Source organism: Bradyrhizobium sp. CIR48 (genome assembly GCF_014198315.1).
In the GTDB taxonomy this organism is placed as follows: domain Bacteria; phylum Pseudomonadota; class Alphaproteobacteria; order Rhizobiales; family Xanthobacteraceae; genus Bradyrhizobium.
Genome location: NZ_JACIHG010000002.1, coordinates 188,508 through 215,311 on the forward strand (window position 1 = coordinate 188,508; position 26,804 = coordinate 215,311).

A 26,804-nucleotide genomic window follows, 5' to 3' on the forward strand; every position below is an offset into this window, starting at 1 on the left:
TCAGGAATATCGCATCACGCCGTCGTCGATCCGGCCGAAGCGCAAGGAGACGATGTCGAGCGCGTAGTTCTGGTACAGCCGCCACGGCTGCTTGGAGCCCTGCTTCGGCATCTTGGCCACCGAGCGCTGCACATAGCCCGAGGTGAAGTCCAGCGACGGCTGCGCGGTGATCTCAGGGTCGTCATTATGCGGCACGCACTGGCGGAAATTGTGCCGGTCCATGTAGTTGATGAGCCGGCAGACATATTCGCAGGTGAGGTCGCATTTCAGCGTCCAGGACGCATTGGTGTAGCCGAAGGCCGAGGCCATGTTGGGCACGTCCGCATACATCATGCCCTTGTAGGTCAGCGTATTGGCGAAATCGACGGCACGGCCGTCGACACTGACGTCGAGACCGCCGACGACCTGAAGCACCAGCCCGGTCGCCGTCACGATGATGTCGGCCGCAAGTTCGCTGCCATCCTTCAGGCGAATACCCTCGCGCGTGAACGTGTCGATCTCGCTCGTTACGACGGCGACGCGCTGCTCGCGGATCGCCTTGAACAGGTCGCCATCGGGCACCAGGCAGAGCCGCTGGTCCCAGGGATTGTAGCGCGGCGTGAAATGGGTGGCGACGTCGTAGTCCGGACCGAGCGCCATCTGCACGCCCTTGAGGACGAGCTCCTTGACCTTCGCAGGCCGGCGCCGGCTAAGCTGGAAGAAGAACATCCCCCACATCACGTTGCGCCAGCGGATGACATGATAGGCAAGCCGCGTCGGCAGATTTCGACGGATCTTGTTGGCGACGGGATCCTGCGCCGGGCGCGACACCACATAGGTCGGCGAGCGCTGCAGCATGGTGACCAGTGCCGCCTTCTTGGCGAGCTCCGGCACCAGCGTCACCGCGGTCGCGCCCGAGCCGATCACCACGACGCGCTTGCCCTCGTAGTCGATGTCCTCGGTCCATTTTTGCGGATGCACGATGCGGCCGGCGAAATCAGCGGCGCCCTTGAACTCCGGCGTGTAGCCCGCCTCGTATTTGTAATAGCCCGAGCACATGAAGAGAAAATTGCAGGTGAAGCGCGCCAGCTCCGTCGCGCCCTCGCCCGTGATGCGCTCGGCCTCGATGGTCCAGCGCGCGTCCGGCGTCGACCAAGAAGCCCGCTTGACGCGATGGCGGAAGCGGATGTGCTTCTCGATGCCGTTCTCGGCCGCGGTCTCGCGCACATAGTTCAGGATCTGCGCCCCGTCGGCGATCGCCTTCGGATCGGTCCACGGCTTGAACGAATAGCCGAGCGTGAACATGTCGCTGTCGGAGCGGATGCCGGGGTAGCGGAACAGGTCCCAGGTGCCGCCGATGCAGTCGCGCCCCTCCAGGATGACGTAGCTCTTGGTGGGGCACTTGGTCTGCAAGTGATAACCCGCGCCGATGCCGGACAGCCCGGCACCGACGATGAGGACGTCGAAATGTTCTTTGGCTTCGGTCATGGCGTTCTCCCTCGTCATAGCATGGGCAGCGCCGCGCCGAATTGCAACATCACGGGACGGTGGCGCCGTACACTGTGGCGGTGTCGAAATACTCGTGGAATTCGACCACCTTGCCGTCCTTGAAGCGCCAGTAATCGACCTTCGGTGTCTTCGCGACCTTGTTGGTCTTCTTGTTCGTCCACGCGCATTCGCCGCGCGCGAAGACGGTGTCGCCCTGCGCGACGAATTCGTTCATCGTATAGTACTGCATGCTCCAGTCGGCCAGCAGGCCGTCGAAATAGCTGCGCAGCGCATTGCGATCGTCATAACGCTTGGCAAAAGGCACTGCCGCAGCTCCCTGCGGAATCGAATCGAATTTGATTTGCGGGCCAATGACATGGTCGAACCAATAGTCGACGTTCTTGCCCTTACTCTCGCTCCACTCGCGATAGGCTTCCTTCAGAAGCTGAACGTTGGCTTCGCTGGACATCGCATTCCCTCCATATGCATTTTGACAATGAACGTAGGAAAAAGCGGCCGCCCGCTCCGGAAGTGGCAGGCTTGTTTCGGCTCTACCTGAAAGCGTACCACAGGAAGGCCCAACAAAAAAAGGCCCCGGATCACGCCGGGGCCTTTGTGTCGCAACTGCGTGCGGATCAGTAGCGGTAGTGGTCCGACTTGTACGGACCTTCCTGCTTGACGCCGATGTAGTCGGCCTGGTCCTTGCGCAGCTCGGTGAGCTTGACGCCGATCTTGGCGAGGTGCAGGCGCGCGACCTTCTCGTCGAGCGACTTCGGCAGCACGTAGACTTCCTTCTTGTACTTGCCGTCCTTGTTGTTGGCGAACAGCTCGATCTGCGCCAGCGTCTGGTTGGTGAAGGAGGCCGACATCACGAAGGACGGATGGCCCATCGCGTTGCCGAGGTTCACGAGGCGGCCTTCCGACAGCATGATGATGCGATGCTTGTCGGGGAATTCGATCTCGTCGACCTGCGGCTTGATATTGGTCCACTTCAGGTTACGCAGACCCGCGATCTGGATCTCGTTATCGAAGTGACCGATGTTGCAGACGATGGCGCGATCCTTCATCGCGCGCATGTGCTCGATGGTGATGATGTCCTTGTTGCCGGTCGCGGTGACGAAGATGTCGGCGCGGGGCGCGGCGTCTTCCATGGTCACGACTTCGTAGCCTTCCATCGCGGCCTGCAGCGCGCAGATCGGATCGATTTCCGACACCATGACGCGGCAACCGGCCTGACGCAGCGAGGCCGCCGAACCCTTGCCGACGTCGCCGAAGCCGGCGACCATCGCGACCTTGCCCGACATCATCACGTCGGTGCCGCGGCGGATGCCGTCGACCAGCGATTCACGGCAGCCATAGAGATTGTCGAACTTCGACTTGGTGACGCTGTCGTTGACGTTGATGGCGGGCCACAGCAGCGTGCCGGCCTTCTGCATGTCATAGAGGCGATGCACGCCCGTGGTGGTCTCTTCGGACACGCCCTTGATGCTCTTGGCGATCTCGGCGAAGTAGCCCTTGGGCTTTTCCTTGAGCTGCTTCTTCAGCAGCGCGAAGAAGACTTCCTCTTCTTCCGAACCCGGCTTGTCCAGGAACGCAGCATCGCCGTTCTCGGCGCGCAGACCGAGATGGACGTACATGGTGGCGTCGCCGCCGTCATCGAGGATCATGTTCGGGTGACCGCCGCCGTGCCAGTCGAACAGTTTTGCGGTGTAGTCCCAGTACTCGGTCAGCGTTTCGCCCTTGACGGCGAAGACGGGGATGCCGGCGGCCGCGATCGCGGCGGCAGCGTGGTCCTGCGTCGAATAGATGTTGCAGGAGACCCAGCGAATGTCGGCGCCGAGGGCTGCCAGCGTCTCGATCAGCACGCCGGTCTGGATCGTCATGTGCAAGGAGCCGGCGATGCGGGCGCCCTTCAGCGGCTGCTTCGGGCCGTACTCTTCGCGGGTGGCCATCAGGCCGGGCATCTCAGTCTCGGCGAGCGAGAGCTCCTTGCGGCCGAAATCGGCGAGCGAAATGTCCTTGACGATGTAATCGGTGAAGCCGGGCTTCGCGTTCATTGGAGGTTCCTGTTTGTTTGGCTCGTCATTCCGGACCCGCTCGCGAAACGAGCGAACCCGGAATCAAGCATTTCGAGATTCCGGGCTCGCCGCTGTTGCGGCGCCCCGGAATGACGCAAGTGAATCAGAGCGCGCGCTTGAGCTGCTCGACGAGATCGGTCTTCTCCCAGGAGAAACCGCCCTCGTTGTCAGGCGTGCGGCCGAAATGGCCGTAGGCCGAGGTGCGCGCGTAGATCGGGCGGTTGAGGTCGAGATGGCTGCGGATGCCGCGGGGCGTCAGATCCATCGCCTGCGCCGCCGCCTTCTCGAGCTGCTCCTCCGGCACCTTACCGGTGCCGTGGGTGTCGATGTAGATCGACAGCGGACGGGCCACGCCGATCGCGTAAGCGAGCTGCAGCGTGCAGCGGTCGGCAAGACCGGCGGCAACGATGTTCTTGGCGACGTAGCGCGCAGCATAGGCCGCCGAGCGGTCGACCTTGGTCGGATCCTTGCCGGAGAACGCGCCGCCGCCATGCGGGGCCGCGCCACCATAGGTGTCGACGATGATCTTGCGGCCGGTCAGGCCGGAGTCACCGTCCGGACCGCCGATGTAGAACTTGCCGGTCGGGTTGATGTGCCAGATCGTCTTCGGCGTGATCCAGTCCTTCGGCAGCGCCTCGCGCACATAGGGCTCGACGATGTCGCGGATCTGCTTGGACGAGATGTCCTCGACCAGGTGCTGATGCGAGACCACGATCTCGCGCACGCCGACCGGCTTGCCGTTCTCGTACTGCACGGTGACCTGGCTCTTGGAGTCCGGACCGAGCACCTTCTCCTTGCCGGAGTGACGGGCTTCGGAGATCAGGCGCAGGATCTTGTGGGCGTAGAAGATCGGCGCCGGCATCAGATCGGGCGTCTCGTTGGTGGCGTAACCGAACATGATGCCCTGGTCGCCCGCGCCCTCTTCCTTGACTTCGCCCGGCTGCAGCGCATCGACGCCCTGGGCGATGTCGGCCGACTGCGGATGCAAGAGGATCTCGATGTCGCAGGTCTTCCAGTGGAAGCCTTCCTGCTCGTAGCCGATGTCCTTGATCGCGCCGCGGACGACGCCCTCGATCTGCTCGTTGGTCACCGACTTCGGACCGCGGGTCTCACCGGCGATCACCACCTTGTTGGTGGTCGCGAGCGTTTCGCAGGCGGCGCGGATCTGCCAGGGGTCGATGCCGGCCTTCGGCCCTTCGCGGTAGAACAGATCGACGATCTCGTCGGAGATCCGGTCGCACACCTTGTCCGGATGGCCCTCGGACACGGACTCGCTGGTGAAGAGATAGGACGCGCGCATCAGTAACCCCTTGTTCCGCCGCTAAACCGGCGGGCGTTTGCGATGTTTACCTGTGGATGATGTCAATCACGCCGGCGCGAGATGACGTAGGATTCGTCGAGAAACCAGAGCCCATTGTACTTCCGCAGCACGTCCCTGGCGGCATCCAGAGTGCGGCCGTTTTGAGTCATTTCTGTCAACCGGTCGTCCTCAATCTGAGCGACATACACCGCCGCATTCCACGCTGCAAAGGCCGTCGAGGTTCCGATGGTCCCGGTTACCTCGTTGGGCAGCGCTTCCATATCATACCTGAAGATCGAGCGGTTATCCGCATATGCATTAAAATTTAAGTCGCGGCCCAACGAACCAAGTTCGTACTTAACGGCGCGCAATAGCTCATGACGGCTCACAGCGAAAGGATTTTCTCCGGGCCAGATCGCCTGGATCATTTCCATGCCCGGATCCTGGCCATGGGAGTGGATTCCGATCAGACGGCCTCCCGGCCGAAGCGCCCGCGCCAGGGGCGCGATGATCCGCTTGGCCCGGAAGTTGACCGAGGACAGGGCGCGGTAGGGCTGGGATGCGATGACGAGGTCGAAATTGGCTTCGGTCTGGCCCGGCCGCGGAATGGTCGAATCCAGCAAGAACCTGTGGTCCTCGCGATAGAGCACCAGGACGACCGGCCGCTCGTACAGCGGCATGGCGGTGCGTGGGCTGATCGCGGCACGCCAGTTCTGCTCCAGGAACGGCCTCAGCTCCGCGATCTGCTGCTCGAACTCGCCCGATGAGGCGCCCCGCAGCGGGACCTCGTGCCAGACGGTCGCCGCCGCCGCCGCAGGCGATGCCGGCGTCAGCCAGGGCGCCTCCGAATAGAACATGTTGGTGAAGACGAACACCGACGCCGGATGCTCGAAAATGCGATCCGGCACCTTCTCCAGCGTCAGGCGCAGGTCCTCCAGGCTGAGCTCCTTGCCGGCGACATAGAACGGCATGTGCGGGTAGCGCTGGTGCGTCGCGCGCAGCACCCGCGCCAGCACCGTGCCGTCGCCGACGCCGGCGTCGAACACGCGCAGGGCCGGCGGGCGCGGATGGATGGAGGAAAGCTCCAGCGCGACCCTGTCGGCGATCACCCGTTTTTCGCTGCAGGTGTGGACGAACAGCAGGTATTTCTGGCGGTTCTCGAAGAAGCGGAAATTGCCGCGCGGATCGCGCTTTTCGGGCGGCACCTGAAGCCCGCGCGGCGGCGGCACGCCGCCGGCCATGGACGCCGCCATATAGGCCTGGATCCGGTCCAGCGTATCGATGGTGATGCGCTTGCCCTCGCGCAGGCGATGCACCAGCTTCCCATCGTTCACCGCGCGCCGGCCGAACGTCGATTCCGCCATGTCCGCCTTGCGGCAGAACTCCGTGATCTGGCTCAGGATTTCGTCGTTTTTCATGGGTGGGACGCGGTGGGCAGAATGATTGGGATCTGCCTCCTAGCAAATTCTGCCCACTCAGGAAATAGGGGATCCATGCCGTTGCGCCGCAGTCCCCATCCACTTGCCGATGCGATCGCGCCGGCCAGGTTGCGTTCGACAACCGAGGCGCGACTCGCCGCTCGCGCGCCATGCGCGGCGCCAAGTCTGAAGGTTGAGCAGAGATGATGACGCGGGTGCGGGGGAGGCGGAGTCGGCCACGACGAATAAGCAGGTGCGTGGTCGATGCTGCCGGGCGAGGTCTGGCGGAGAAGTGAGGGTGGGCTTGCGCGCCCGCAGGTCAGGAGCGCCGCGCTATTGGCCCTACACTCAGGTGTCATCGCCCGGCTTGACCGGGCGATCCAGTATTCCGGAGACGCCGACGTGATACGGAGAAGCCGCGACGTACTGGACTCCTCGCCTACGCGGGGAATGACAGCGGAGTTCTGTGACGCTTACTAGCCCCACACTTCCTTCGCGATCTCGACAGCAAGGCTCAGCTTCGCCCACTGCTCTTCCTCGGAGAGGACGTTGCCCTCTTCCGTCGAGGCAAAGCCACATTGCGGCGACAGCGCGAGCTGCTCCAGCGGAGCGAACTTGGCGGCTTCTTCCAGACGGCGCTTGATATCGTCCTTCTTCTCGAGCTCGCCGAACTTCGAGGTGATGACGCCGACCACGACGACCTTGTTGCCCTTGGGCAGGAAGCGCAGCGGCTCGAAGCCGCCGGCGCGGTCGCTGTCATATTCGAGGAAATAGCCGTCGTAATTGGTGCCGGCGAGCATGGTCTCCGCGACCGGCTCATAGCCGCCCGAAGAAATCCAGGTCGAACGGAAATTGCCGCGGCAGACATGCGTCGTCACCACCATGTCCGCGGGCTTCTCGGCCAGCGCGTAGTTGATGATGCGGGCATAGATCTGCTGGAGACCGTCCGGATTGTCGCCGCGCTCGCGCGCCTTCTGCAGTTCATCCTGCGAGCAGAGATAGGCCCACACGGTGTCGTCGAACTGGAGATAGCGGCAGCCGGCGTCGTAGAAGGCCTTGACGGCTTTCCGGTAGGTCTTGCCGAGGTCTTCGTAGAAGGCTTCGAGATCGGGATAGACGTCCTTGGAAATCGACTTGCGGCCGCCGCGGAAGTGCAGCACCGCCGGCGAAGGTATCGTCATCTTGGCGGCCACGTGGGCCTGGTCGGCGACCTTCTTCAGGAAGCGGAAGTGGTCCAGCATCGGGTGGTCGTCGGGAAAGTCGAGCTTGTCGATCACCCGCACCGCGTCGTGCCGGGTCTGCACGCCTGCGAACTGGATGCCGGTGTCGGGATGAAACAGCTCGCAGCCGGTGAGCTTGGCGAGGAAGTCGAAATGCCACCAGGAGCGGCGGAACTCGCCGTCGGTCGCGAGCTTGAGCCCGATCGCGGCCTGCTTGTGCACGACCTTCTCGATCTCCATGTCCTCGATCTTGCGCAGATCGTCGGCCGAGATCTCGCCCTTCTCGAGCCGGCTACGGGCTTCCTTGATCTTGGCCGGACGCAGGAGGCTGCCGACCTCGTCGGCGCGGAAGGGGGCTTTGGTTCGCTGCATGTCTTACTCCCTGGACATTATAGTTTAGTGAGCCGCCGCCCCGGCGACGCCGAGATGGCGTTCCAGGACCGAGGGGTCGGTTTTCAGCGCGGCGCTCGGAGCGTCGTGGACGATCGTTCCGCGCTCCAATATCACAACGCGGTCGGCCAGCCCCAGAATCTTTTGGGCATTCTGTTCGACGATGATCGAGCAGATGCCGCCTGCCCGCGTGATGCTGCCGATCGCCTTCAAGAGCTCCTCGACGATGATGGGGGCAAGGCCCTCGGTCGGCTCGTCCAGCAGCAGCACTTTCGGGTTGAGGGTGAGCGCCCGGCCGATCGCCAGCATCTGCTGCTCGCCGCCGGAGAGCTGGTTGCCGAAGTTTGTCCGTCGCTCCTTCAGCCGCGGGAACATCTCGTAGACTTTCTCGACCGTCCAGGGACCGGGCTGCGCCACCGCGGTCATGTTCTCTTCCACGGTGAGCGAGCGAAAGATGTTGCGCTCCTGCGGCACCCAGGCGATGCCGGCGCGCGCGCGCTGGTCGGGCCGGAGCGAAGTGACATCGGTGCCGGCGAGTGCCACGCTGCCTGAGAAGCGGCGGGTGACGCCGACGATCGAATTGATCAGCGTGGTCTTGCCGGTGCCGTTGCGGCCCAGCAGCGCCAGCACCTGGCCCTCGGCGAGGCGCAAGGACATGTTGGGCAGCACCACCGCCTCGCCATAGCCGGCGCGCAACGCCTCGATCGCGAGCAGGTCAGACATTGACCGCCTCCTCGCCGAGATAGACGGCCTTGACCTGCGGATCGCGCGCGACCTGCTCGGGCGGGCCCTCGGTGAGCAGCGCGCCCGAAACCAGCACGGAGATGCGGTCGGCGAAGGAGAATACGAGATCCATGTCGTGCTCGATCAGCAGCACCGTGACGTCGCGCGGCAGCGCGCCGACCACGGCGAGAATGTCGTGGCGCTCGCTCTCCGGCACGCCGGCGGCGGGCTCATCGAGCAGCAGCACGCGCGGCTTGGCGGCGATCGCGACCGCGATCTCGAGCAGGCGCTGCTTGCCGTAGGGCAGCGTCACGGTCTGCTCGTTCATGACGTCGAGCAGATGGAAGCCCGCCAGCAGGTCGGCGATCTCGCCGTTGACGTCGCTGCGCGTGCCCATCCGCCGCCACCAGTCGCCGCCATGGCCGAGGCGCTCGGAGACGGCCAGGCCAATGGTCTCGAGCGGAGTCAGGTCGGGATAAAGCTGGTTGATCTGGAAGGTGCGCGAGAGGCCACGCAGCACGCGCTTGTGCACGGGCAGATCGGTGATGTCCTGGCCCTCGAGCAGGATGCGGCCCGAATTCGGCTTGAGCACGCCGGTGAGCTGGTTGATGACCGTGGTCTTGCCGGCGCCGTTCGGGCCAATCAGCGCGTGGCGGGCGCCCTGCTCGACCCTCAGCGAGAGATCGCGGGTGACGCGCAGGCCGCCGAACTGCTTTTCGAGATTTTGGGTTTCGAGCGCGATGGTCATGAATCGCTCTCCGGCACCGCGACAACGGCCTTGCGGCCCGCGACCTGCCTGATGATCAGGTTCGGCACATACAGCACCCAGCGATGCAAGCGCTGGCGGCCGGCCAAGACGATCACGACCAGCACGAGGCCGATCCAGAATTGCCAGTATTGCGGCGTGATGGTGGAGAACAATTCCTGGAGCATGCGGAACACCACCGCGCCGATCAGCCCGCCATAGAGATAGCCGGTGCCTCCGATCACGAGGACCAGCATCAGATCGGCCGAACGCTCGAAGGCGAAGACGTCGAGCGAGGCGATCGCCGTGGTCTGGGTGAACAGCGCGCCCGCGACGCCGGCGTAGAACGCCGCGAGCGTATAGATCGCGATCAGGCGGCGGTTGACGGGAATGCCGATCGCGGCGGCCCGCAGCGGATTGTTCTTGATCGCGCGCAGCGACAGGCCGAACGGTGAATGCACCACGCGGCGGGCGAACAGGAACAGCAGGAACAGGACAGCCAGCGAATAGAAAAAGCCGGCCTTGCCGAACATGTCGAACGGGATCACGCCGAGGATCGGCTGCATCTCGATGCCCTGCAGGCCGTCGGTGCCGCCGGTGATGTTGGAGAAGCGTTCGGCGAGCGCTTCCAGCAGCAGCGCGATGCCGAGCGTCACCATCAAGCGCGTCAGGTCAACGCCGCGGATCACCAGGAAGCTGGTGGCAAAGCCGAGCACCATCGCGGCGAGGCCAGCGACGATCAGCGCCAGCACGGGCTCGCTCACGATACCATGGAGCGCGAGAAGCCCCGCGGCATAGGCGCCGACGCCGAAGAAGGCAGCATGCCCGAGCGAGACGATGCCGGCATAGCCGAGGATGAGATCGAGCGACATCGCAAACAGCGCCAGCCGCAGGATATCGGTCATGATCAGATAGCGCGTGGGAAATGCAAGGCCGCAGGCCAGCACGATCAGCCAGAAGGCGACTTCGCCGTAGTGCCAGCGCGCCTGGCGCTGGGCGTGAAAACCGACGTCGGAGGAAGCGCTCATCGGCGAACTCAACGCGCGGCCGTGCGTCCGAACAGGCCGTTCGGACGCCAGATCAGGATTACGATCATCATGGTGTAGATCACGAACGGGCCCATCTTCGGCACGTAATATTTGCCGGCGACGTCGCCGATGCCGAGCAGGAGCGAGGCGAGGAACGGGCCGGTGATCGAGGAAGAGCCGCCGACGGTGACCACGATCAGGAAGTAGATCATGAACTTCAGCGGGAAATACGGATCGAGGCCGAGGATTTCGGCACTCAGCGCGCCGCCGAGACCGGCGAGGCCGCAACCGAAGGCAAAGGTGAAGGCGAACACCTGCGGCACGTTGATGCCGAGGCCGCTCGCGGCGCGGGGGTCGTCGACGGCGGCGCGCAAGCGGCTGCCGAAGCGGGTCTTTGCCAGCACCATCTGGAGCGCGATGGTGAGCAGGCCGCAGATCACGATGATCATCAGCCGGTAGCGGCCGATGCCGACGCCGAACAGGTCGAACTGCCCCTGAAGCGCCGCCGGCAGGTTGATGAAGACGCGCGAGGACCCCTGGATGTAATCGACGGCGGCGACCGACATGAAGGTCAGGCCGATGGTGAACAGCACCTGATCGAGATGGCTGCGCGCATAGAGGTGGCGGTACAGCGTCCGTTCGAGCGCGATGCCGATCGCGGCAGAGGAGACGAAAGCGAGCGGGAGCGCTGCGAAGAACGGCCAGCCCATCCGGTTGACCAGCACCATGCAGATATAGCCGCCGGCCATGGCGAAGGCGCCATGGGCGAGATTGACGAAGTTCATCAATCCAAGCGTGACCGCGAGCCCGCATGCGAGCACAAACAGCAGCATGCCGTAGGCGACGCCATCGAACAGGTTGGTGAGGATAGAGGTCATCGTCTCAGCTTAGAGTTATCGTCATGGCCGGGCTTGTCCCGGCCATCCACGTTCTTGTCCGGACTTTGCTTTCCTGGCTTCGCGTGGATGCCCGGAACAAGCCCGGGCATGACGCGGAGCAAGGGGTGTGAGATCCCGGGTTCGCGCTAATGCGCGCCCCGGGACGCCCCGCTTTCGCGGGTCACTTCTTGGTCTTGCCGAGATCCTTGACGGCTTCGAAGGTCGCGAACTCGACATTGTAGAGCTCGCCGTCGACCTTCTCGACCTTGCGGATGTAGATGTTCTGCACGATGTCGCGGGTCTCGGGGTCGATCGAGATCGGACCGCGCGGGCTCTCCCACTTCTGGCCCTTCATGGCCTCGACCAGCTTGGTGCCGTCGGTGTCGCCATTCGTCTTCTTGAGCGCCTCGTAAATCAGGTGGATGCCGTCATAGCCGCTCACCGCCATGAAGCCCGGACGATTGCCGAACGCCTTCTTGTAGGCTGCGACGAAATCCTTGTTCATCTGCGAGGGGTGCGCCGCGGAGTAGAGATGCGCGGTAACCGTGCCGAGCACGGCGTCGCCCATGTTGTTGAGCAGGTCGTCGTCGGTGACGTCGCCCGGCCCGATCACCTTGATGCCGGCCTTGTCGAGGCCGCGCTCGGCATATTGCTTCATGAAGTTGCCGCCCTGGCCGGCCGGCACGAACACGAAGATCGCGTCGGGCTTGGCGTCCTTCATGCGCTGCAGGAACGGCGCGAAGTCCGGGTTTTGCAGCGGCGTCTTGACCTCTTCGACCACCTCGCCGCCGCCGACCGTGAAGTTCTGCTTGAAGAAGTTCAGCGCGTCATTGCCCGGCGCGTAGTCTGAGGTCAGCGTCGCCACCTTCTTGATGCCGTTCTTCACCGCCCAGTCGCCGATGATGGTCGAGGACTGCGCCAGCGTGAAGCTGGTACGCACGATATAGGGCGAGCGCTCGGTGATGATGGAGGTGCCGGCCGCCATCACGACTTCCGGGATCTTGGCCTGCGTCGCCAGCGGCGCGGCCGCGAGCGCAGCCGGCGTCACGCCGAAGCCGGCGATGAAGTTGACCTTGTCGTTGACGATCAGCTCCTGCGCGGCAGTCTTGGTCTTATCCGGGATCGCCGCGTCGTCCTTGAGGATGATCTCGATCTTCTTGCCAGCGACGGTGTCACCCTTCTGCTGCATGTAGAGCTTGATCGCGTTCTCGATCTGCTTGCCGGTCGAGGCCTGGCCGCCGGTCATCGGCAGGATCAGGCCGACCTTGACGCTGTCCTCCGCCTTGGCAGGCGCAAGGCCTGCAACGCCCGCGATAGCGGCTGCTGCGACGGTGCGTGAAAAAATTCTGCGTACGAACATCCGATGTCCCTCCCCTTCATTCCTGACCTGTTGTGCGCCAGACCGAGTACCCGGTCCTTGCCGCGCTCTAACCTACGGACAAGCCATGCCGCACGGCCACATGGCGTCCTCTGCAACCCCGTTGTCAATCGGACGTTGGGCGACCATTCGGCGCAAGCCGCGCGATCGGATCGACAGCAGGGGAGGCATTTGTACGATTGTACAAATAAAATGGCGATGTCAACAAGAAAGCCTTTCGCTGCGCTGGCTGGCCCTCCGGGCCGATGCTGCACTCTAAGAACGCCCCGGCGGCGACGTGGTTGGAGAAATCCGCCTCTGCTTTGCAGAATTCGAACATTTGCCGGGCATCACCGGATCGAATTCCCAATCCCTTCCCCTTAAACGTGAATACGGATTGTATACCGTATCACCTTGAGAAAGGCGATCAATGCCAAAAATTGGCGTATTATCTTACCTTAATGTATACAAACAAATTCGCCGCCGAATAAGCCAATTTTACTTGTTGAGGACTAGAGTGCGCCGCTGGCGCCATCGGGCGTCCCGCCATCCGCGCCCGGTCCAGTTCGACCCAGAAGATGCTCATGCGTTTCCGTTTGCCTTCAATCGCTGCCGTCGTTGCCTTGCTGGCTTCCAACCTTGCAGGCTGCGGCACCGTCAACGAAAGACTCTCCGCCGGCATGGGCGACTACGTCCCGCAATGGGCCGGCGGGCTGCCGGCCGACGCCCCGCCGAGAGCGGGCACGCCGCAATACGATGCCTACATGAAGGAGCGCGAACGCAAGCGGCTGTTGCCGGCGGCGGATCGCGAGAAGGAAGAGCAGGCGCAGAAGGGCGCGACGGGGGCGACGTCAGGCAGCGCGGTGCGTTAAGGAAGCAAATGGCAAATAGGGAGTAGCGAATAAGGCGCTCTCCCGCTTCCACTCGCTATTCGCCACTCCCTATTCGCTAATCCACGAACACCACGGTCTTGCGGCCGTTGAGGATGACGCGGTCGTCGAGATGGTAGCGGATCGCGCGGGCCAGCACGCGGCGCTCGATGTCACGGCCCTTGCGGACCAGATCCTCCGGCGTGTCGCGATGGCTGATGCGCTCGACGTCCTGGTCGATGATCGGGCCCTCGTCGAGGTCGCGCGTGACGTAATGCGCGGTGGCTCCGATCAGCTTGACGCCGCGCTCATGGGCCTGGTGATAGGGCTTGGCGCCCTTGAAGCCCGGCAGGAACGAGTGGTGGATGTTGATGCAGCGCCCCGAAAGCTGCGCCGACAGATCATCCGACAGGATCTGCATGTACCGGGCGAGCACGACGAGATCGGTCTTGGTCTTGGCGACGAGGTCGAGGATCTGTGCCTCCTGCTCGCGCTTGGTCTCCTTGGTCACGGGCAGATGGTGGAACGGGATGCCGCCGAAATCAAGCCCACCATAGACCTCGCGCGGGTGGTTGGAGACGATGGCAGCAAGCGTCATCGGCAGTTCGCCGATGCGCCAGCGATAGAGGATGTCGACCAGGCAGTGGTCCGACTTCGACACCAGCAGCATCACCTTGCGATGCGCAGCCCGGTCGCGCATCTGCCAGTCCATGCCGAAACGCTCGGCGATCGCAGCAAAGCCAGTCTGCAGCGCCGACAGTTCCACGGCGAGATCGGCCGCGGTGAACACCACGCGCATGAAGAACTTCTTGGTCTCGATGTCGTCGAACTGCTGAGCATCGAGAATGTTCTGTCCGTTGTGGGCGAGGAACGTCGACACGGCCGAGACGATGCCGGGACGATCCGGACAGGACAGGGTCAGGACATATTGATGATCGGGCATGTTGATGAACAGGCTTGGCTCTTGATGAAGGTTTGGGCAAATGATGCGGAACGACCCGCGATTTGCGCCCTGCTCTATCACCGACGTCCCCTTGCGCCAATCCCAAGACTTGCTTCGACCTGAAGCGCGGAGTCAGGATGAACGGACGATTGCTTTGACTAACCGGAGTACGCCCATGGCCGAGCGCTTGAACGGCTACCGCATCCTGATCCTGGAAACGCGCGAGGAGGCGCAGTTCTCGAAGCTTCTGGCCGAGCAAGGCGCCGAGGTCGTGCAATGCCCGATGTTTACCATCCAGGATGCACCGGACCCTGCTCCGGTCGAGGCCTGGATCCGCCGCGCCATCGACAGGCCCCTTGACAACCTTGTGCTGATGACCGGCGAAGGCCTTCGGCGGATCATGAAGCTGGCGCGGGCGCGTGGGCTCGACGGCGCGTTTGTCGCGGCGCTCGCCGGATCGCGAAAATTCACCCGCGGACCGAAGCCCGGCAAGGCGCTGCGTGAGATCGGCCTCGAGGCGCAGCAGACCACGGAGAAGCCGACCACCGAGGGCGTGATCGAGATGCTGGGCAAGCTCGACCTGAAGGGCCGGCGCCTTGGCCTTCAGCTCTATCCCGACAAGGACCATGGCGCGCTGATCGGTGCCCTTGCCGCGCAAGGCGCCGAGGTCGATGCCGTGCTGCCCTATGCCTACGATTCCAAGGCAGCAGATGCCAACATCGTCACCGCCATCGACGACATGGCCGCGGGGCGGATCGATGCCGTCGCGCTCACCAATCTCGGCCAGGTCCGCCGCCTGATCGAGGCCGCGAAGGCGCATGGCAGCGAGGCGAAGCTGCGCGCCGGCTTCGACCGGACGCTGATTGCGTCGGTGGGCCCGGCGGTTTCGGGCGAGCTTGCTGCGCATGGACTGCGGACGGACGTCTCGCCCGCGGAAGACGCCTATTTCATGCGACCGCTGATCTCGGCGATGGCAGTCGCGCTCGCGGAGAAGCTGCCCCGGCAAGGGACGTAAGGGGTCCTACCCGGGCACGACACGATACACGCTGGCATTTCCTTCAACGCCGCGAAGAGGAGCTTCAAACACTGCGATTGCATGCCCGGAAAGGAGATCGCTCACTCCCGGCGCCGAATACAGCGCCTCCGAGATACAAATCTCGCCCGCGTCCGCCAGCGACTGGACACGCGCGGCAACATTTACGGTCTGGCCGAAATAATCCAGATTGTCGTTCAGGGTCACGGCGATGGAGGGGCCGCAATGGGCTCCAATCTTCAGGATGATGCTCGGATCGCCATGGTCGGAATTGTAACGTTCGATTTCCCCCAGTATGTGGAGCGCCGCCGAAATCGCGTCCGTCGGGCGAGAGAAGACCGCCATGACCGCATCGCCGATCGTCTTGACGATGGCCCCGGAATGTTCCTGAACGGTCGCACCGAGCAAAGCAAAATGTTCGCGGACCAGCGCATAGGCATTGAGATCGCCGAGCCGTTCGTACATGGCGGTCGAACCTTTGAGATCCGTGAACAGCAGGGTCACCTGCCGAATACCCAGGCCCTCCTTTTCGTCCACGCGTTCTGACCGGAACAGGCGGCGAAACGTCTGTCTCGCGAGCAACATCCCGCCGGACATGTAGGGATCGAAATCAAGCGGCGGCTTGATCGCTTGAGCCAGAACCTCAGGCGGCCAGTTGATCAGGAGCAGGGAGCCTCGCGTAGATCCGCGGTTCTCCGCCTCGACAATGACGGGGCCGGGCGGCACGGCGGCCAGCGAGGGGGAAAAGCGCTGCCCATCGTATCCAACTCGCAGGATTGTCGGCGAGGTTGTCGGCTCGCCGGCCACCGCAACGGCGAACGCAGCCTGGGTTTGAATATTGACCCCCGCCAGCGCGCCGGGACCGAGTTCGCAACGAATTGTCGTGGCGGAGCCTGGCGGCAAGAACGAAAGGCCGCGAACGAACGCATGCAAGTAGTCGAGAAATCGAATTTGTTGGCCAGGTATCCGCGCGTCATTCAGAAATCGAAGCTTCCAATGGAAATCCTCGACCGAGAGGGAGGCAGGATCATGAAACGGAAGCCGCCGAAGCTGGGGCGATACCGTAAACGTGACCTCTATGAAGTCGTCGAGATCGGTTTCACCAGTGACGTCGCACAAACCACAAACATAGTGCGTCTTGAGCGTGCGCAAGGCGCCGAAGCTATCGAGCACCATGCCGGATTGGGGACAAACAACGTCCCAGCTCATCTCGAATAGCCCGCTTCTCGTCGCATAGAGAAACAGGTCAATACTTTCCGGCTCTGCAATGGCGCGGTCGCGCGCGAATGCCAGCGGATTGACGCGGTAGAGCGATAGATCGTCACCGCTCCTGATGAGCGTTTCGAACTTGGAGATCACGCGGGGGCTCCAGGATCGGGCCCGCTCGATCTCGGTCATCTTGCTTTCGAGGAGCCTTTCCTGAATGTCGGTCATTGTGCGCTCGGATTAAGTGCGCTCGGATTAATCGTTCGTCATGCGCAGGCGTGGTCGGGAAAATGGCGGCAGCACCTCGCGCGCACCGGCTCGTGCCTGCTGCGGTCAGGGGCACCACGCCAACCGCGCGACGATGCCTAGCCCGCCACCTGCGAGGCTGCCGACATCAACTCACCCGGGCTCGGCATCCCGAACATGCGCTGGCCGCCTTCCGGAACTTCTGTAAAGGCCCAGCGCACGACCCCTTCCCGATCGAGCAGGAACTGGCCGAATAGCTGACCCTGGCCGGTTGCCGCCATGCGCTGATCGGCCTCCATCATCTCGTAGCCATCCTTGTTGTTGAGCTGCTCGGCGGCCGCCAAACGATTCATCGGCCCGGGCAATTCTCCGGGAATGTCCACTTGCATGCTCATGACCACATCCATGCCCACCTTGCGCGGCCACTCGGTTTCCTTCTCGGTGAATTCCAGATTGGGCAGGCCGAACGCGCGGTGCGAGATCCGCTCGGGATCGGACGCGGCAAGCAGATTGGGCAACGGGTGATAACGGAAGTAGAGCCGAGCACGCTCGATCGGCGTATTGACGACCGTCAGACTTTCGACGCCCTTGTCGCGCAGTGCCGCGTCAAGCTGCGCCTGGGCCGCGATATGGCGGCGGCAGAACGGGCAGTGCAGGCCTCGAAACAGGCCGACCAATATCGGACTTTGCCCGCGAAAATCCTCGAGCGCGATCTTCCCTTCGCGGGTGATGGCGTCCAGCACGATGTTCGGTGCGCGATCACCCGGTTGCAGCGGTCCATCGACATGACGTTCTGACATGGTTGAACTCCTTCACATGACCTAGTCAAGAAATGGCAATACAATCAGTCCGGCGGGATCAAGCCCGTGCTTGGTGCAGACGTCATCGGCCAGCGCGAAATACCGCTCGGCCTCGGGCATGTCGCCGCGATCAAGGTTCAGCGTCGCAAGACCATCATAGCACGGAAAAAGCTGCTGCGGCTCGCCGGTTTCGCTCGCGACCTTGATGGCCTCATTGTAGCAGCGGGCGGCCTGATCGGGCCGGAAATGGCATTGATGGATTTGCCCGAGCACGATCAGGGGCACGGGGAGATGCTCGCGCTGATCGAGCGCGCGGTCGATCTCGATGGCCTTTTCGGCAGCCGGCACACCTTCGTCGGTGCATTTGTCCGTGAAGGTGCAACAGGCAACGGCAAAATTGGCGAGAAGACGCGCCTGGAACCCGAGATCGCCAATACGATGCGCGACGTCCAGTCCGCGCCGGCAAACCTCCATGGCCTGCGCCGGGTCAACGATCGTGTAGAGCACGCTGAGATTGGTGTAGCCGCGGCAGGCCACATTGAGAAGGCCGGCGGCTTCGGCTGCCGCGACACTTTGCTCCACTTCACGCACCGCATCCTGGTGTCGTCCAAGCCGTGCCAGTGCAACCGCCTTGGTATTGAGAGCCTCGGCAATGGCGCGCGCCGCCTCGAGTCCGGCTTGCTCGTCCGCGTCCGCCGGGACGGATCGGGCGTAGCCAAGCGCCTCGTCCGCCCATGTCGCGGCGGCCACGTGATCGCCCATGCGAAACGCGAGACGGCCACGCTCCTGCAAGAGGTGCGCCCGTTCAATCGGCGCATCGGTCCCTCCAAGCAGGTCAGCCGCCTCGGCGTAATGCCTCTCTGCGTTGATCCGCTTGCCGGCGTCCCACAACAACCTGCCAAGCTTGCGAAGGATTCGCGCTGCGCCAATGCGGTCCTCTGCGGCGCGGTGCCCCTCCAGCGCGCTCTGGTAGTGCTCCTCGGCCGTGTTGCGGCGGCCCGCCGCGGCGCAGAGGTCCGCGATCCCCTCGTACAGAAGCAGGCGCTCCGGCACGCATTCGCCGCCGGTCAACAACATGGCGAGGGCCTGCTGGTAGAGACGGATGGCATCGGCATTGGCATAGGTCGCGCGTGCGCGGTCGCCGGCCGCGCGCAGATAGCGCGCGCCTTTCGACTTGTGCGCGCTCAGGCTGAAATGATGGCCGAGCAGGATGAGGTCCTCGAGCCGTTCGGGCTCGCTGCCATAGAGCCGCTCCAGCGCGGCACCAATCCGTCCATGGAGCTCGATCCGCCGCTGCAACAGCAGGTTTTGATAGATCACGTCCTGCAGCATGGTCTGCGTGAAACGGTAGGATCGCAGCGAGATCGAGTTTGCGCCCGCAACCTCCTCGACAATCTCGGCGTCGCACAGAAGTTCGAGGCCCACTTCGACCTTCGCCGGCGCGGTTGCCGTCGCACCGAGCAGAGCCGCATCGAAGCGCGGGCCGATCACCGCTGCCTCCTGGGCCAGCCGGCGCACCTCATGCGGCAGCCGGTCCAGCCGCGCCAGCAACAGCGCCTGAATGCTTGCCGGGATGTCGGCGGCGGCCTCATCCGACTTTATCCGCCACTGCGAGCCGTCACGCTCCAAGGCGCCGGCCTCGATGAGACCGCGGATGATTTCCTCGAGGAAAAGCGGATTGCCGCTCGCGCGCTCCAGGATTCGACTGAACAGATTTCCCGGCGGCTCACGCCAACCGTGACTGAAATAAGCCGCCAGCAAGTTCTGTCCGTCGGCGTCACCGAGCGGAAGCAATCGAAGGGTCGTGTGGCTGATCCGACCCGAACCGAACTGATCCAGCTCCAGCATTGGCCGGTGCGTAAACATTAGCATCAACCGCGTGCGCTCCAGCCGATCCATCAGGAACCGGAGCGCCTCAAGGGAGACGGCGTCGGCCCAATGCAGATCCTCGACGATGATCAGAAGCGGTGACAAGGCCAGGCGCCGTTCGAAAACGGTCCGGATCGCAAAAAAGATCTGCCGCCGAAGCTGTTCCGGCTCGACGTGCTGCAATGCGGCGTCGGGGCCGCCGAGGCCAAGAACATGCACATAGAGCGGGATCAGCCGCTCTGCCTCTTCGGCCGCAAGGCCAAGCTCCGACAGCGCCTCAGCCAGCCTGGCCTCAGCCGCCGCGGCGCTGGCCTTCTGCGCGATGCCGTAGGCGCTGCGCAGGACCGCGGCGAGCGTGCCGTAGGATTGTTCGCCGAGTGGCGAGCAGGCGGCCTGCCGGATCGCCACACCTGCGAAGCGCTCCTCATCGCGGATGCGGGCGACGAATTCGTTCACCAGGCGCGTTTTGCCGATACCCGCTTCGCCGACCAGCCGCACCAGTTGCGCCGCACCGCCGCACGCGCGATCGAGGCTGCCGATCATGCGGGCAAGCTCGGCGTCGCGGCCGATCAGCGGCGCACTGAGGCCCAGCGTGTCGAGGCCTCGCGCCGCACGCGGCATGTCGAGCGGTCCCTTGAGACGATGGACCAGGACACTGCCCATCTTGCCCTTGAGCGAGACCTCTCCGAGCGATTCATACGAGAACGCATGCCGCGTCAGGCGGTGCGTCAACGGCCCGACCAGCACTTCGTCCGGCGGCGCCATCGACTGCAATCGCTGCGCGGTATTCACCGTGTCGCCGGTTACCGAATAGGACTTGGCAGCGCCGACACCCAGTCCGCCCGCAACCACGTGCCCGGTATTGATGCCGATGTGGAGCTGCAGCGGGGCGCCGGCGTAGACCTTCGCACGCCCGCTGAGCTGCTCCGTCCGCTTGATCATGTCGAGTGCAGCGCGGACAGCCCGCTCCGGATCGTCCTCGTGCGCTGCTGGCGCGCCGAACAGCGCCAGCAGCGCATCGCCAATGAATTTGTCCACGAAGCCGCCAAAGCCTTGCACCGCTTCCGTCAGCTCCTCGAACAATTCGTTCTGAAGCATCTGCATGACCTCGGGGTCGAGGCGCTCGCTCATCGCGGTGAAGCCGCTGAGATCGGCAAACAGCACGGTAATGGTGCGGCGGTTGGCTTCGTTGTCCATCCTGCCCGGCTGCGGTCGAAAAGCCTGGTGAGCGTCGACCGCCGGCGCCAGCGGCGGTGACGACGCTCTGACCGGCGCTGTCGGCCGGCTCGGCTGCGCCTGTCCCCCGGCTTTGGGAGCCTCACTGACGAGGGCACCGCATTTCGGGCAATACGCGAAATCCGGTGCGCATGCATAGCCGCAGCCGGGGCACGCGTTCGGCTGCTTCGTGCCGCACTTCGGGCAGAAAGCAAAGCCGCTCTGAACCTCGGATCCGCAGCAAGAGCAGTTCATGGGTCAAGACCCCGCGGAAGCCGCGATGACGCGGTCTACTGGGCCTGTCCGATGGGCCCAGCAACCTGGCAAGCATGGGCTCGTCGTGCAGGAAGAGCAAGCGGTGGATGGTTAACGGCCGCGGGCGCGGCTTCGCTCATCCCGGTTCAGCACGCGCCGGCGCGCTGGTCGGCTACATGGCGCCGGCCCCCACCAGCACGAAGGGCGCCCAAGTTGCGGGCTGCGCGCTGTCGCCGCCCTTGGTGATCAGTGCCGAGAGCGAGCGACGCAGCGCCTCGGCGCGGCCAATATCGGGATGCGTCTTCATCGCGTCGATCGTACCGGTGGTGATGGCGACCGCGGCGTCCGAGTTCACCGCCCAGTGCGACACCAGCAGCGCGCGCGTGCCGGCATAGAAGAACGCCCGCGCAAGACCGGAGAAGGCCTCCGAATTGGCGGCCTGCCCTCCGGCGGTGTTGCAGGCCGACAGGATCACCCAATCGGCATCGAGCTTGAGGCCGGATATCTCCGACGACGAGAGATAGCCGTCATCGGTGGGCGTCGGCGCGGCTGGCGGGCTGAGGATGAGTCCTGGCTCGATCGATCCACGCACCTGCCCCGCAAGCGCGCCATGGGTCGCAAAATGCAGGATGCGGTATTTCGCGAGATCGCCGCTTTGGCCGAGCGCCTTCATCCTGGTCTCGGAGGCGTCGCCGGCGAGGGCGACGTCGCCTTTGACGGGCACAAAGGTGCTGGCCACCGCGCAAAGTTCGAGCGCAGTTTCCGGCAGCGGCATCTGCCGCCTGAGCTGGACGATGTCCGCCGTGCCGCCCGACAGCGCGTCCACGGCGCGCAAGCTCCGTTGTGCGACCTGGGTCGCCTGCGTCGGGAGGGCGGCGCAGGTCTGGATCTGGCGCGCCAGCTTGGCACGCGCCATCGCGACATCGCTGCGGCCATCGCCGTCGAGCACGGGATTGCCGACGCCGAGAAATGGTTTCGACGCCGCGCTCTTGCGTGCGACCTGCCGCAATGCCTTGAGGCTGGAGACTGATGGCAGCACTGTGGTGGCAAATCGCTTGACCAGCCAGGACGCCTTCGCGAGGTCCTGGCCGGCAGCCGGTTTCTCGGTCAGCAAGACCTGAAAGGGCAGCGTCGCAAGCGGGCCTGACGGCACCAGGATCAGCTCCTTGCCGTCGATGTCGCGCGCGACAGGCCCGAGCAGCGCCTGGTAGAGCGCAAAGGCGCGCTCTTGGTCGAACGGCAATGGCTCGTCCGCCCCAAGCGGGGTCTTGCGGCCGAGCTTCTGCGGACATGTGGTCGCCTTGTCCAGCCATGCATCCGTATCCAGACCGCAGCGCAAGGCGCCGACGGCCTCATCGAGTTGCTTTTCGCCGAGATCCGCCGAATGCCAGCGCACGTCCGAGCGCGTCACGGTCCAGACGAAGGTGGCGCGTGACGTCGTCGTGAACAGCAACATCGCCTCGTTGGGACGAAGCTGCTTCTGGGCATCCTCGATCGCAATCGGCGCCTTGGTGACGAGCGCTGCATAGTCCGGAAACTGCGCAGCGATCGTGCGATCCAATTCCCGGATTTGACCTGCGATGGTTGAGGCTCGGGCACGAAGCGCCTGCTCCGCCGCCGGGTTGCGCGCAGCATCCGCCTGCGAGATCGCCGCCACGAGCATCTTGTCGGTCGCGACCGCCTGCGCGGCGAGATCCTGCCGCTCGCGGACGCGCGCGGCGAGATCCCCGCTGCCATCGGCGATGCGGGCCGACATGCCGGCGATTGCCCGCGCAGCCTGCTCGTCACCGATCCATTGCGCCGCCTCGAACCCCTGCGATCGCAATGCGCCGGCCTGCCCCGCATTGGCGTTCGCGAGATTATAGGCAGCAACGATCAGTCCGGGATAGGGATTGGTCTCTTCATGGACCTTCACATCGCCGCGGCTCTCCTGCTCGGCGGCGCGGCGGCCGTTCTGGATCGCGACCGCGCGCGCGAAGGCGTCGCGGGCCTGCTGCCAATCCTTCAAATCGATATGATGGGCGCCGAGATTGGCGAAGCTGTTGGCCACATCCGGATGCTGCTCGCCGAGAGCGCGAAGGCGGATATCCAGCGCGCGCTTCAGCAGCGGCTCGGCCTCCTGCGGCCGGCCGGTGCTGTCCAGAATGACGGCCAGATTGTTGAGACTGTTGGCGACCAGCGGGTGAGAATGCCCGACCGCAGCCTCGCGTATCGCAAGCGACCGGCGCGCGAACGGTTCGGCCTCGGCGTAACGATCGGCCTCGCTCATCAGCGTCACCAGATTGTCGAGCGCGATCGCGACATCCAGATGCGCCGGACCGAGCGCCTTCTCGCGGATCGCCAGCGACTTGCGGAACAGCTGCTCCGCCTCCTGCTTGCGATTGAGATGGGCCCAGGCCTCCGCAAGGTTGTTCAATGCCGTCGCCACATTCGGATGCGCTATCCCGACGGCCTTCTCCTGAATCGCGAGCGCGCGGGTCAGCAGCCCCTCGGCCTCGGCGTCCCGGCCCTCGCGCGAGAACACCAGGGCCAGATTGTTGAGGCTCGCGGCGACATCGGGATGATCAGGTCCGAGCGCCTTCTCCCTGATGGCTAAAGTCCGCCGGGCCAATTGCTCTGCCTCCGGGAGCCGTCCCTGCGCCCGCCGGAGCTCGCCGAGATTGTTGAGCGTCGCCGTCAGATAGATGCTGTCCGGGCCATGCTGCTTCTCCTGAAGCACAAGCGCATCGGCAAAACTCGCCTCGGCCTGCTGCAACCGCCCTTGCGCCCGGTTCACCTCCGCGATGTTGTTCAAGGTCACCGGGATCATGATGTCAGCCTGTTCCGGAGATTTCCTGAACACCACGAGCGCACGGTTGAACAGATCGAGCGCCTCCGTCTCCTTCATCTGGCGGTGACGGAGATTGCCGAGCTGCATCCGCGCCAGCGCCGTGGTGAGATGGTCAGGGCCCAGCACGCTCTCGTCGATGGCGATCGCGCGCGACATGTCGCGCTCGGCATCGCCGAGCCGGTTCTGGCCGAGCTCGATCTGGCCCAGCGTAGCGAGCACGGCTGCGACATCGGGATGATTGGGACCAAGGCTCTTCTCGCGAATGACGAGGGCCCGCCTCAGCACGCTTTCGGCCTCAGCGGTCTCGCCTTTCGTCTGGAGAGCCTGACCCAGCACGACGAGCGTGGTCGCGGTCAGGGGCGATTGTCGCCCCGTGCTTTTCTCGGCCTCAACGACGAGCTTCCTGGCAAAGCCGACCGCCTCGCCAGAGCGGCCCTCCTTCGCCAGCGCCGTAATGCGCTGCATCAGCGCCAACATGTCTTGCGACCCCGCCTGCCCCGGCGAGACCATGACGCTTACGAGAAGTACAAAACAAAAAGACTGCGCGGCAAACCTCGGCCACCCTATCCACATGCTGCGATCGCTCCGATCCCCCCCGCGCCCGCGACCTGTTGGGCCACAGCAAGATGAAGACACTATGACCGCCTCCTGCGTCCATGGACGAACCGATCGCAGAAACCAGGGGACGACATTCGTACGGTGGTCACGCGCCCGCGGGCGGCCATGCTGATGCAGCCATGCATGGCAGCATGCGGCGGGTCCGATTGACACGCGCGTCGCCAACGCTACGTTGCTGATCCGAAAGAAGAAACAACAAGGCAAGGGATTCGCCGTGACACGCGTCATCGCGTCTTGAGCGCAGCCACGCGGGCGTCGGCGCTCGCGCCATTCCGCATCCGCAACTATCGCTTCCAATGGCCGTCCGACCTGCTCACCTCCTGGGCTTTCGAGGTCGAGACGCTGGTGCTGGGCTGGTACATCCTGGTCGAGACCGGCTCGGTGCTGCTGCTGACCGTGCTTGCCTCGCTCCAGTTCGTCGGGACCTTGGTCGCGCCGGTGTTCGGCATGATCGGCGACCGCATGGGTCATCGCGACCTCCTGGTCGCGATGCGTCTTGCCTATACTGTGCTCTCGTCGACCATCATGGTTCTGGCGCTGACCGGTCATCTGTCGCCGCTGAGCGTCATGATCATCGTTGCGGTCATGGGGCTGATTCGTCCCTCGGATCTGGGCGTCCGCGGCGCGCTGCTCGCCGAGATCATGCCGGCCGAGCAGCTGGTGGGTGCCATCAGCGTTGCGCGCACGACCCAGGACAGCGCCCGCATCGCCGGAGCGTTGACGGGCGCCGGGCTGTTCGCCGTCCTCGGCATTGGCCTCGTTTACGTGGCGATTGCCTGTCTTTACTTCGTGGCAGCGCTTCTCATGCTGTGTCTGACCCGGCCCAAGAGGGCCGTCATCACGAGCGATCTTCCGGCGAATAGCCATGCCATCTCGCGGCTGCTCGGCGATCTGAAGGAAGGGATCGTCTACGCCTGGAGTGGTCCGGGAATGCGTGCGGCGCTGTGCGTCGCCTTCCTGGCCAATCTCACCGCATTCCCGTTCACCGGCGGATTGCTGCCCTACATCGCCCGGGAGATCTTTCATACCGACCAGACCGGCCTCGGCTACCTCTCGGCGAGCTTCGCTGTCGGCTCGCTGATCGGCTCCATCACGCTCAGCCTGGTCGGCGGACTGCGCATTGCCCGGCTTCTGATCGGCGCGACGCTGGCCTGGTACGCCATGCTGCTGGTATTCGTCGAGATCAGGACCATGCCGATGGCGATGGCCTGCCTCGTGCTCGCCGGCACCGCCCAGAGCATGTCCATGATCTCGGCGGCCGTGATCCTTATGCGCACCGCAAGCGCACACCTTCGCGGCCGCGTGATGGGCGTGCGCATGATGGTGATCTACGGCCTGCCCATCGGATTGCTCGCGGCCGGCAGCCTGATCGACGTCATTGGTTATTCCGCGACGGGTTCGCTCTATGCCGCCGCCGGCTTCATCGCCATGCTGGCGATCGCGATCCGCTGGCGCGCCGATCTATGGCCGGTGCACGCGCCCGCCAATGCCCGATGAGGTCGCCTCAGTCCCCGTATCCGCGCAGCCGCTCGATATCGAGGATGGTGACGCCGCCATATTCGAGCCGCAGCAGTCCCTCCTTCTCCAGCCGGTTCAGCGCGCGGTTGGCGTTCTGGCGGGACATGCCGGAGAGCGCACCGATCTCCTCCTGGGTGATCTCCAGATGAGCGGTCGATTCCGGATAGAGGATCGGATTGAACAGTGAGGCGATGCTGCGGGCGAGGCGCGCGGTGGCATCCAGGGTGCGGTTGACCTCGAGCATGCCGATGAACTGGCCGAGCCTTTCGTTGAGCTGGCGCACCAGAAATCGGTTGAAGCCGACGCTGTTCTCGAACAGCCACATGAAGGCGCTGCGTTCCATCAGCGCGACGCGGCTGTCGCGCAGCGCGACCACGTCATAGCGGCGCGGCTCGTTCTTGAGCACGCTGCCTTCACCGAACCAGGCCCCCGCCGTCAGCCCGGCGAGGCTGGTCTCCTTGCCGTCCCTGGAGACCCCGCCCATGCGGGCAAGGCCGCCCACCATGCCGGCCCAGTAGCCAAAAATATCACCGCGCATGAACACGGTCTCGCCGGTGCCGTAGGACCGCTCCGTGATTCCGGCGCGCGCGACCTCGATCTCCGCTTGCGTGAGCTCGCGCGACCAGGCGGCGACGCGCTTCAGTTGATCTTCTGAAATCATGATCTCGCGGCCAGCCGCACCGTTTCGTCACTCCATCTTCTGCTGCATTGCAGCATGATGATTCCAACCGCCATCCGACGAAAGATGAAGGCCGCCGCCGCCCGGCAAACTTTGTCGCAGAATTGTCAGCCGCGAGA

Annotated in this window: 20 protein-coding genes; 3 read left to right on the plus strand and 17 right to left on the minus strand. The window is 64.2% G+C overall.

All coding sequences use genetic code 11. The features are described from left to right. The 11 genes from GGD66_RS07300 to GGD66_RS07350 all read right to left on the minus strand — a co-directional run bounded on the left by GGD66_RS07300 (position 1) and on the right by GGD66_RS07350 (position 12,607). The gene (locus tag GGD66_RS07300; RefSeq protein WP_183257239.1) at positions 1-1,467 is read right to left on the minus strand and encodes an NAD(P)/FAD-dependent oxidoreductase; all 1,467 of its coding nucleotides are present in this window, start codon (positions 1,465-1,467) and stop codon (positions 1-3) included. Positions 1,468-1,516: 49 nt separating this feature from the next. Beyond that, positions 1,517-1,936: a nuclear transport factor 2 family protein gene (locus tag GGD66_RS07305; RefSeq protein WP_018317405.1), complete on the minus strand. Its 420-nt coding sequence runs from the start codon at positions 1,934-1,936 to the stop codon at positions 1,517-1,519. 166 nt (positions 1,937-2,102) lie between these two features. Next, positions 2,103-3,524 (minus strand): adenosylhomocysteinase, encoded by a 1,422-nt coding sequence (gene ahcY, locus GGD66_RS07310; protein WP_092261070.1) that lies wholly within the window; start codon positions 3,522-3,524, stop codon positions 2,103-2,105. Between the two features lie 124 nt (positions 3,525-3,648). Then, the gene (gene metK, locus GGD66_RS07315; RefSeq protein WP_018317407.1) at positions 3,649-4,845 is read right to left on the minus strand and encodes a methionine adenosyltransferase; all 1,197 of its coding nucleotides are present in this window, start codon (positions 4,843-4,845) and stop codon (positions 3,649-3,651) included. A 62-nt stretch (positions 4,846-4,907) separates the two neighbouring features. Continuing rightward, entirely contained in the window at positions 4,908-6,263 is a 1,356-nt protein-coding gene (locus GGD66_RS07320) for a hypothetical protein (protein WP_018317408.1), read from the minus strand. 476 nt (positions 6,264-6,739) lie between these two features. Continuing rightward, entirely contained in the window at positions 6,740-7,855 is a 1,116-nt protein-coding gene (locus tag GGD66_RS07325; protein WP_183257240.1) for a cobalamin-independent methionine synthase II family protein, read from the minus strand. 24 nt (positions 7,856-7,879) lie between these two features. After that, complete coding sequence (locus GGD66_RS07330; protein WP_183257241.1) at positions 7,880-8,596, minus strand: ABC transporter ATP-binding protein; 717 nt, start codon at positions 8,594-8,596, stop codon at positions 7,880-7,882. Next, on the minus strand, positions 8,589-9,344 hold the full coding sequence (locus GGD66_RS07335; protein ID WP_183257242.1) for an ABC transporter ATP-binding protein: 756 nt from the start codon (positions 9,342-9,344) through the stop codon (positions 8,589-8,591). Before GGD66_RS07335 ends, GGD66_RS07330 begins: the two co-directional genes overlap by 8 nt. Further along, a complete protein-coding gene (locus GGD66_RS07340; RefSeq protein WP_183257243.1) occupies positions 9,341-10,369 on the minus strand; it encodes a branched-chain amino acid ABC transporter permease in 1,029 nt (342 codons plus the stop codon). The genes GGD66_RS07335 and GGD66_RS07340 overlap by 4 nt, the downstream gene beginning before the upstream one ends. Before the next feature lie 8 nt (positions 10,370-10,377). Then, on the minus strand, positions 10,378-11,247 hold the full coding sequence (locus GGD66_RS07345) for a branched-chain amino acid ABC transporter permease (protein ID WP_018317415.1): 870 nt from the start codon (positions 11,245-11,247) through the stop codon (positions 10,378-10,380). A 181-nt stretch (positions 11,248-11,428) separates the two neighbouring features. Further along, on the minus strand, positions 11,429-12,607 hold the full coding sequence (locus GGD66_RS07350; RefSeq protein WP_183257244.1) for an ABC transporter substrate-binding protein: 1,179 nt from the start codon (positions 12,605-12,607) through the stop codon (positions 11,429-11,431). A 575-nt stretch (positions 12,608-13,182) separates the two neighbouring features. On the opposite strand from GGD66_RS07350, the gene GGD66_RS07355 reads away from it, so the two are divergent. After that, on the plus strand, positions 13,183-13,476 hold the full coding sequence (locus GGD66_RS07355; protein WP_018317417.1) for a hypothetical protein: 294 nt from the start codon (positions 13,183-13,185) through the stop codon (positions 13,474-13,476). Positions 13,477-13,552: 76 nt separating this feature from the next. Here the strand turns inward: GGD66_RS07355 and purU are convergent, their stop codons facing one another. Further along, a complete protein-coding gene (gene purU, locus GGD66_RS07360; RefSeq protein WP_183257245.1) occupies positions 13,553-14,416 on the minus strand; it encodes a formyltetrahydrofolate deformylase in 864 nt (287 codons plus the stop codon). 175 nt (positions 14,417-14,591) lie between these two features. On the opposite strand from purU, the gene GGD66_RS07365 reads away from it, so the two are divergent. Continuing rightward, the gene (locus tag GGD66_RS07365; RefSeq protein ID WP_183257246.1) at positions 14,592-15,431 is read left to right on the plus strand and encodes a uroporphyrinogen-III synthase; all 840 of its coding nucleotides are present in this window, start codon (positions 14,592-14,594) and stop codon (positions 15,429-15,431) included. Between the two features lie 6 nt (positions 15,432-15,437). Here GGD66_RS07365 and GGD66_RS07370 read toward each other — a convergent pair whose 3' ends face one another. From GGD66_RS07370 to GGD66_RS07385, 4 genes are all read right to left on the minus strand, one after another. After that, a complete protein-coding gene (locus GGD66_RS07370; protein ID WP_183257247.1) occupies positions 15,438-16,883 on the minus strand; it encodes an adenylate/guanylate cyclase domain-containing protein in 1,446 nt (481 codons plus the stop codon). Between the two features lie 137 nt (positions 16,884-17,020). Further along, entirely contained in the window at positions 17,021-17,701 is a 681-nt protein-coding gene (locus GGD66_RS07375) for a redoxin domain-containing protein (protein ID WP_018317421.1), read from the minus strand. 21 nt (positions 17,702-17,722) lie between these two features. Further along, a complete protein-coding gene (locus tag GGD66_RS07380) occupies positions 17,723-21,040 on the minus strand; it encodes an adenylate/guanylate cyclase domain-containing protein (RefSeq protein ID WP_183257248.1) in 3,318 nt (1,105 codons plus the stop codon). Positions 21,041-21,212: 172 nt separating this feature from the next. Beyond that, complete coding sequence (locus tag GGD66_RS07385; protein ID WP_183257249.1) at positions 21,213-24,347, minus strand: CHAT domain-containing tetratricopeptide repeat protein; 3,135 nt, start codon at positions 24,345-24,347, stop codon at positions 21,213-21,215. Positions 24,348-24,722: 375 nt separating this feature from the next. On the opposite strand from GGD66_RS07385, the gene GGD66_RS07390 reads away from it, so the two are divergent. Then, complete coding sequence (locus tag GGD66_RS07390) at positions 24,723-25,985, plus strand: MFS transporter (RefSeq protein ID WP_183257250.1); 1,263 nt, start codon at positions 24,723-24,725, stop codon at positions 25,983-25,985. A gap of 7 nt (positions 25,986-25,992) precedes the next feature. Here the strand turns inward: GGD66_RS07390 and GGD66_RS07395 are convergent, their stop codons facing one another. After that, complete coding sequence (locus tag GGD66_RS07395) at positions 25,993-26,667, minus strand: Crp/Fnr family transcriptional regulator (RefSeq protein ID WP_018317425.1); 675 nt, start codon at positions 26,665-26,667, stop codon at positions 25,993-25,995. Positions 26,668-26,804 lie beyond the last annotated feature (137 nt).

Coding starts and splice junctions, on each gene's coding strand:
- GGD66_RS07335 (WP_183257242.1), bottom strand. CDS start 9,344: ATGACCATCGCGCTCGAAACCCAAAATCTCGAAAAGCAGTTCGGCGGC.
- GGD66_RS07340 (WP_183257243.1), bottom strand. CDS start 10,369: ATGAGCGCTTCCTCCGACGTCGGTTTTCACGCCCAGCGCCAGGCGCGC.
- GGD66_RS07350 (WP_183257244.1), bottom strand. CDS start 12,607: ATGTTCGTACGCAGAATTTTTTCACGCACCGTCGCAGCAGCCGCTATC.
- GGD66_RS07375 (WP_018317421.1), bottom strand. CDS start 17,701: ATGTCAGAACGTCATGTCGATGGACCGCTGCAACCGGGTGATCGCGCA.
- ahcY (WP_092261070.1), bottom strand. CDS start 3,524: ATGAACGCGAAGCCCGGCTTCACCGATTACATCGTCAAGGACATTTCG.
- GGD66_RS07300 (WP_183257239.1), bottom strand. CDS start 1,467: ATGACCGAAGCCAAAGAACATTTCGACGTCCTCATCGTCGGTGCCGGG.
- metK (WP_018317407.1), bottom strand. CDS start 4,845: ATGCGCGCGTCCTATCTCTTCACCAGCGAGTCCGTGTCCGAGGGCCAT.
- GGD66_RS07365 (WP_183257246.1), top strand. CDS start 14,592: ATGGCCGAGCGCTTGAACGGCTACCGCATCCTGATCCTGGAAACGCGC.
- GGD66_RS07355 (WP_018317417.1), top strand. CDS start 13,183: ATGCTCATGCGTTTCCGTTTGCCTTCAATCGCTGCCGTCGTTGCCTTG.
- GGD66_RS07370 (WP_183257247.1), bottom strand. CDS start 16,883: ATGACCGACATTCAGGAAAGGCTCCTCGAAAGCAAGATGACCGAGATC.
- GGD66_RS07305 (WP_018317405.1), bottom strand. CDS start 1,936: ATGTCCAGCGAAGCCAACGTTCAGCTTCTGAAGGAAGCCTATCGCGAG.
- purU (WP_183257245.1), bottom strand. CDS start 14,416: ATGCCCGATCATCAATATGTCCTGACCCTGTCCTGTCCGGATCGTCCC.
- GGD66_RS07330 (WP_183257241.1), bottom strand. CDS start 8,596: ATGTCTGACCTGCTCGCGATCGAGGCGTTGCGCGCCGGCTATGGCGAG.
- GGD66_RS07325 (WP_183257240.1), bottom strand. CDS start 7,855: ATGCAGCGAACCAAAGCCCCCTTCCGCGCCGACGAGGTCGGCAGCCTC.
- GGD66_RS07320 (WP_018317408.1), bottom strand. CDS start 6,263: ATGAAAAACGACGAAATCCTGAGCCAGATCACGGAGTTCTGCCGCAAG.
- GGD66_RS07345 (WP_018317415.1), bottom strand. CDS start 11,247: ATGACCTCTATCCTCACCAACCTGTTCGATGGCGTCGCCTACGGCATG.
- GGD66_RS07385 (WP_183257249.1), bottom strand. CDS start 24,347: ATGTTGGCGCTGATGCAGCGCATTACGGCGCTGGCGAAGGAGGGCCGC.
- GGD66_RS07380 (WP_183257248.1), bottom strand. CDS start 21,040: ATGAACTGCTCTTGCTGCGGATCCGAGGTTCAGAGCGGCTTTGCTTTC.
- GGD66_RS07395 (WP_018317425.1), bottom strand. CDS start 26,667: ATGATTTCAGAAGATCAACTGAAGCGCGTCGCCGCCTGGTCGCGCGAG.